Genomic DNA, 4,728 nt, shown 5'->3' with positions numbered 1-4,728 from the left:
TGCGCGAAATAGCGGTTCTGCGCGGCATCGGTCAGCGATCGGATGCGCCCGAACAGGTCGACCTCGAACCCGGTGACTCCGATCCCGGCGCTGAACGACGTGCTGGTGCCGCTCGGCGAACTCGCGGTCGGGGTATTGCTGTGGCTGTAATTATACGATCCGCTCGCGCCGATCGCGGGGAACAATTCGCCGCGCTGGATGCGATATTGCGCGCGCGCCGCGGCGATATTGGCGAGCGCGATGCGCAGATCGCGGTTGTTGGTCAGCGCCTGATCGATCACCCGCTGCAGCCGCGCGTCGCGGAAGATATCGCGATAGGAAACGCTCGGCAGCGCCGCTTCGCTCTGGCGCAGATAGGCGTCACCGGTCGGCCAGGACGGCGGGATCGGCGCCTCGGGCCGGACATATTTCGGCGCCATGCTGCATGCCGACAGCGCGCTGCCGACGGCGAGCAGGATCGCGCGGCGCATCACTTGCCCTCCAGATGCGGCGTGCCCTGGGGCGGCTCGTTGAGATGCGGATCGCGGTGGAAGCCGGGCTCCTCGCCGTGGATCCGCGCCATCGCGTCACGGAAACCGCGCCGCACCAGCACGAAGAACATCGGGATGTAGAAGATCGCGAGGATCGTCGCGGTCAGCATCCCGCCGATCACCGCGGTGCCGATCGCGATGCGGCTGTTCGCCCCCGCGCCGGTCGAGATCGCCAGCGGCAGCACCCCGAAGATGAACGCGAAGCTGGTCATCAGGATCGGGCGCAGACGGATCCGCGCGGCGGTCAGCGCCGCCTCGATCACGCGCTTGCCCTTCTTTTCCTCCTGCTCGGCGAATTCGATCATCAGGATCGCATTCTTCGCCGCGAGCCCCATCGTCGTCAGCAGCCCGATCTGGAGATAGACGTCGTTGGTCAGCCCGCGCAGCGTGACGAACAGGATCGCGCCGACCAGCCCCAGGGGGATCACCAGCAGCACCGCGAGCGGGATCGACCAGCTTTCGTACAGCGCCGCGAGGCACAGGAAGACGACGATCAGCGACAGCCCGTAGAGCAGCGGCGCCTGCCCCGATGAGAGTCGCTCCTGATAGGACACCCCGGCCCAGGCGATGCTGGTGCCCGGGATTTGCGCGGCGAGTTCGGCGATACGGTTCATCGCATCGCCCGAGCTCACCCCGCGCGCGCCCTGGCCCTGGAATTCGAAGCTCTGGATGCCGTTGAAGCGCGAAAGGGTGGTCGGCGCCTGCGACCAGCCGGTGGTGGCGAAGGAGGAGAAGGGCGCCATCTGCCCGTTCGACCCGCGCACATACCATTGATCGAGATCGTCGGGCTTGGCGCGGAATTGCGCGTCGCCCTGGACATAGACGCGCTTGACGCGGCCGCGATCGACAAAATCGTTGACGTAGCGGCCGCCCCAGGCGGTCGACAGCGTGGTGTTGACGTCGGCCTGGGTCAGCCCGAGCGAGGCGAGCTTCTGCGCGTCGGTATTGACCTGCAGCGTGCCGATATCGGGCAATTCGGTGAGCCGCACGCCGGTGAGCTTCGGATCGGCGTTGGCCATCGCATAGAGCCGGTCGCGCGCCGCCTCGAAATCCTGCTGGTTCATCCCGCTGGTGTTCTGCAACTCCATCGTGAAGCCTTCGGACTGGCCGAGCCCGCGGATCGCCGGCGGGATCAGTGCGAAGACCTGCGCGTCGCGGAAGTTCTTGAACGCGGCCGAAGCGCGCCCGACGATCGCGTCAGCGGTATTTTCCTTGCCCGGCCGGTCCTTCCAGTCGGTGAAGTTGAGGAAGCCCTGCCCGGTATTCTGCCCGCTGACGCCGCCACCGCCGCCGCCCGCGACGGTGAAGATCGTCTTGAGGTTGCTCGATTCATGCTCGGCGAAATAATTTTCGACCGCGCGCTGCACCTCGGTGGTGCGGCCCAGCGTCGCGCCGGCGGGCAGGCGGAACTGCACCTGCGCGCCGCCCTGATCCTCGGTCGGCAGGAAGCCTGTCGGCAACCGCAGGAACAGCACCGCCAGCAGCGCCACGGTGGCGACATAGATGACGAGGAACAGCCATTTGCGCTCGACCACCGTGCGGACCGTGCCGGTATAGCGCGTCACGCCGGCCTCGAAGGTGCGGTTGAACCAGTCGCGCGCGCGCATCGCGCCGGTCGCGAGCCAGGGGGCGTGCCGATCGAGCCAGCCACCGCGCAAATCGCCTTCCTCGCTCTTCTGCTTGAGCAGATTGGAGGTGATCGCGGGCGACAGGATGAGCGCCACCAGCACCGACAGCCCCATTGCGGAGATGATCGTGAGCGAGAATTGGCGATAGATCACCCCGGTCGATCCGCCGAAGAACGCCATCGGCAGGAACACCGCGGAGAGCACCAGCGCGATCGCGACCAGCGCGACGGTGATCTCGTTCATTGATTCGATCGTCGCTTCCCGGGGCGTCATCCCGGGATTCTCCTCCATCAGCCGCTCGACATTCTCGACCACGACGATCGCGTCGTCGACGAGCAGCCCGATCGCCAGCACCAATCCGAACAACGTCAGCGTGTTGATCGTGAAGCCGACGATATAGAAGATCGCGAAGGTGCCGAGCAGCACCACCGGCACCGCGATCGTCGGCACCAGCGTCGCGCGCCAGCTTTGCAGGAACACGAACATCACGATGACGACGAGGATGATCGCCTCGATCAGCGTCTTCACCACTTCCTCGATCGAAAGCTTGATGAAGTCGGTCGTGTCGTTGGCGTAATCGACGCGCAGATTGGGCGGGAAGGATTTGCTGATCCGCGCGATCTCCGCCTTCACCAGCTCGGCGGTCTTGAGCGCGTCGGCGCCTGGCGCGAGCAGCACCGCGATGCCCGCGCCCGGGTGACGGTTGACGCGGGAGGTCGCGGTGTAATTCTCCGCGCCCAGCTCGATCCGCGCCACGTCCGACAGCTTCACCGTCGCGCCGGAGGGAAGCACCTTGAGGATGATCTCGCGGAACTGCGCCGGGGTCTGCAGCCGCGATTGCGCGGTGACGGTGGCGTTGAGCATCTGCGTCTGCGGCATCGGCTGGCCGCCGATCTCGCCCGCCGCGACCTCGGTGTTCTGGTTCTGGATCGCGGTGATCACATCGCCCGGGATCAGCGCGAAGCTTGCGAGCTTCGCCGGATCGAGCCAGATGCGCATCGCATATTGCGAGCCGAACACATTGGTGTCGCCCACGCCCTGCAACCGCCCGAGCGGCTCCTGCAGATTGGAGACGAGATAGTCCGACACGTCCTGGTTGGTCAGCTTGTCGGTGATGTCGTAAACGCCGGCGATCAGCAGGAAGTCCGGATTGGACTTGCGCACCGTAATGCCCTGCTGCTGGACCTGCGTCGGCAGCCGGCTGATCGCCTGCTGCACCTGATTCTGCACCTGCACCTGCGCGATATCGGGGTTGGTGCCCTTGGCGAAGGTGGCGGTGATCCCCACCGATCCGCGCGACGAGGAGGAAGAGGTGAAATAGAGCAGCCCGTCGATCCCGGTGAGCTGCTGCTCGATCACCTGGGTCACCGAATTCTGGATCGTCAGCGCGTTGGCGCCGGGATAATTGGCGCGCACCGAAACCTGCGGCGGCGCGACATCGGGATATTGCGCGATCGGCAGCTTCATGATCGCGCCGACCCCGGCCATCATCACGATGATCGCGAGGACCCAGGCAAAGATCGGCCGGTCGATGAAGACGCGCGACATGGCTCAGCCGGCCTTCTTGCCCTGATCGGACCCGGCGTCGGGCGGCGCGATGCGTTGCGGGGTATCGGCGCGCACCGGTTTGACGTCCATGTTCGCGCGAAGATTGCCGGTGCCCTGTGTGATGACCCGGTCGCCGGGCGCGAGCCCCTGGGTCACCACCCAGAAGGCGCCCTGCGTGCGATCGGCGGTGACCGTCTTCTGGACCGCCTTGTTGCCCGGGCCGACGATCCACACCGTCGCATTGCCCTTCGGATCGCGCGTCACCGCGGCCTGCGGCACGAGGATCGCATTCCGGTCGATCGCCTGATCGAACACGGCGCGGACGAACATGCCCGGCAGCAGCAGCCCGTCGGGGTTGGGGAAGCGCGCGCGCAGCGTCACGGTGCCGGTCGACGGATCGACCACCACCTCGCTGAATTCGACGCTGCCGGTGCGGCCATAGTCGCTGCCGTCCTCCAGCTTGAGCCGCACCGCGGCCTGGATCGACACCGCGCCGCCGCTCGCCAGGCTGCGGCGCAGCGCGATGATCGAGGCGGCTGATTGCTGGATATCGACATAGATCGGATCGAGCTGCTGGATCGTCGCCAGCGGATCGGCCTGGCTCGTCGTGACGAGCGCGCCGACGGTGAACAGCGATCGCCCGATCCGCCCGGTGATCGGCGCAGGGACGGTGGTGAAGCGCAGGTTGATCCGCGCGGTATCGAGCTGCGCCTTGTTCTGCAGGATCGCGGCTTCGGCCTGCCGCTGGGCCGCGCGCGCGTCGGTATAATCCTGTTTGCTCACCGCCTCGATCTCGGCGAGCGGGCGATAGCGTTCGGCCTTGGTCCTGGCGGCGGCGGCGGTCGCCTCGGCGCTGGCGAGATTGGCCGAGGCCTGATTGGTCGCGGCGCGATAGAGGCTGGGGTCGATCTGGTAGAGCGGCTGGCCCTGTTTGACGATCGAGCCCTCGGCGAAGAAGCGCTTCTGGATCACCCCGCTGACCTGCGGGCGGACCTCGGAGCTCTGGAAGGCGACGGTGCGTC

At 66.6% G+C, this 4,728-nt stretch carries 3 protein-coding genes; all 3 read right to left on the bottom strand.

Annotated elements, in window-relative coordinates; all coding sequences use genetic code 11:
* Window positions 1-470: TolC family protein (locus BGN95_RS08820; protein ID WP_502688272.1), on the bottom strand; the 470-nt coding region annotated here is incomplete at its 3' end.
* Window positions 470-3,706 carry an efflux RND transporter permease subunit gene (locus tag BGN95_RS08815; protein WP_286772420.1) on the bottom strand — a complete coding sequence of 1,079 codons (3,237 nt, stop codon included), beginning with the start codon at window positions 3,704-3,706 and terminating at the stop codon, window positions 470-472. The genes BGN95_RS08815 and BGN95_RS08820, both read right to left, overlap by 1 nt.
* A gap of 3 nt (window positions 3,707-3,709) precedes the next feature.
* Window positions 3,710-4,728: efflux RND transporter periplasmic adaptor subunit (locus BGN95_RS08810; protein ID WP_286772419.1), on the bottom strand; the 1,019-nt coding region annotated here is incomplete at its 5' end.

This window comes from Sphingomonas sp. 66-10, from assembly GCF_001897045.1.
Classification (GTDB): domain Bacteria; phylum Pseudomonadota; class Alphaproteobacteria; order Sphingomonadales; family Sphingomonadaceae; genus Sphingomonas; species Sphingomonas lycopersici.
The sequence above is the reverse complement of the archived record's forward strand: the minus strand, read 5'-3'. Positions and strand labels throughout refer to the sequence as shown.

Excerpts from the sequence above, each read along its gene's own strand:
- BGN95_RS08815 (WP_286772420.1), bottom strand. The coding sequence starts at position 3,706 with ATGTCGCGCGTCTTCATCGACCGGCCGATCTTTGCCTGGGTCCTCGCG.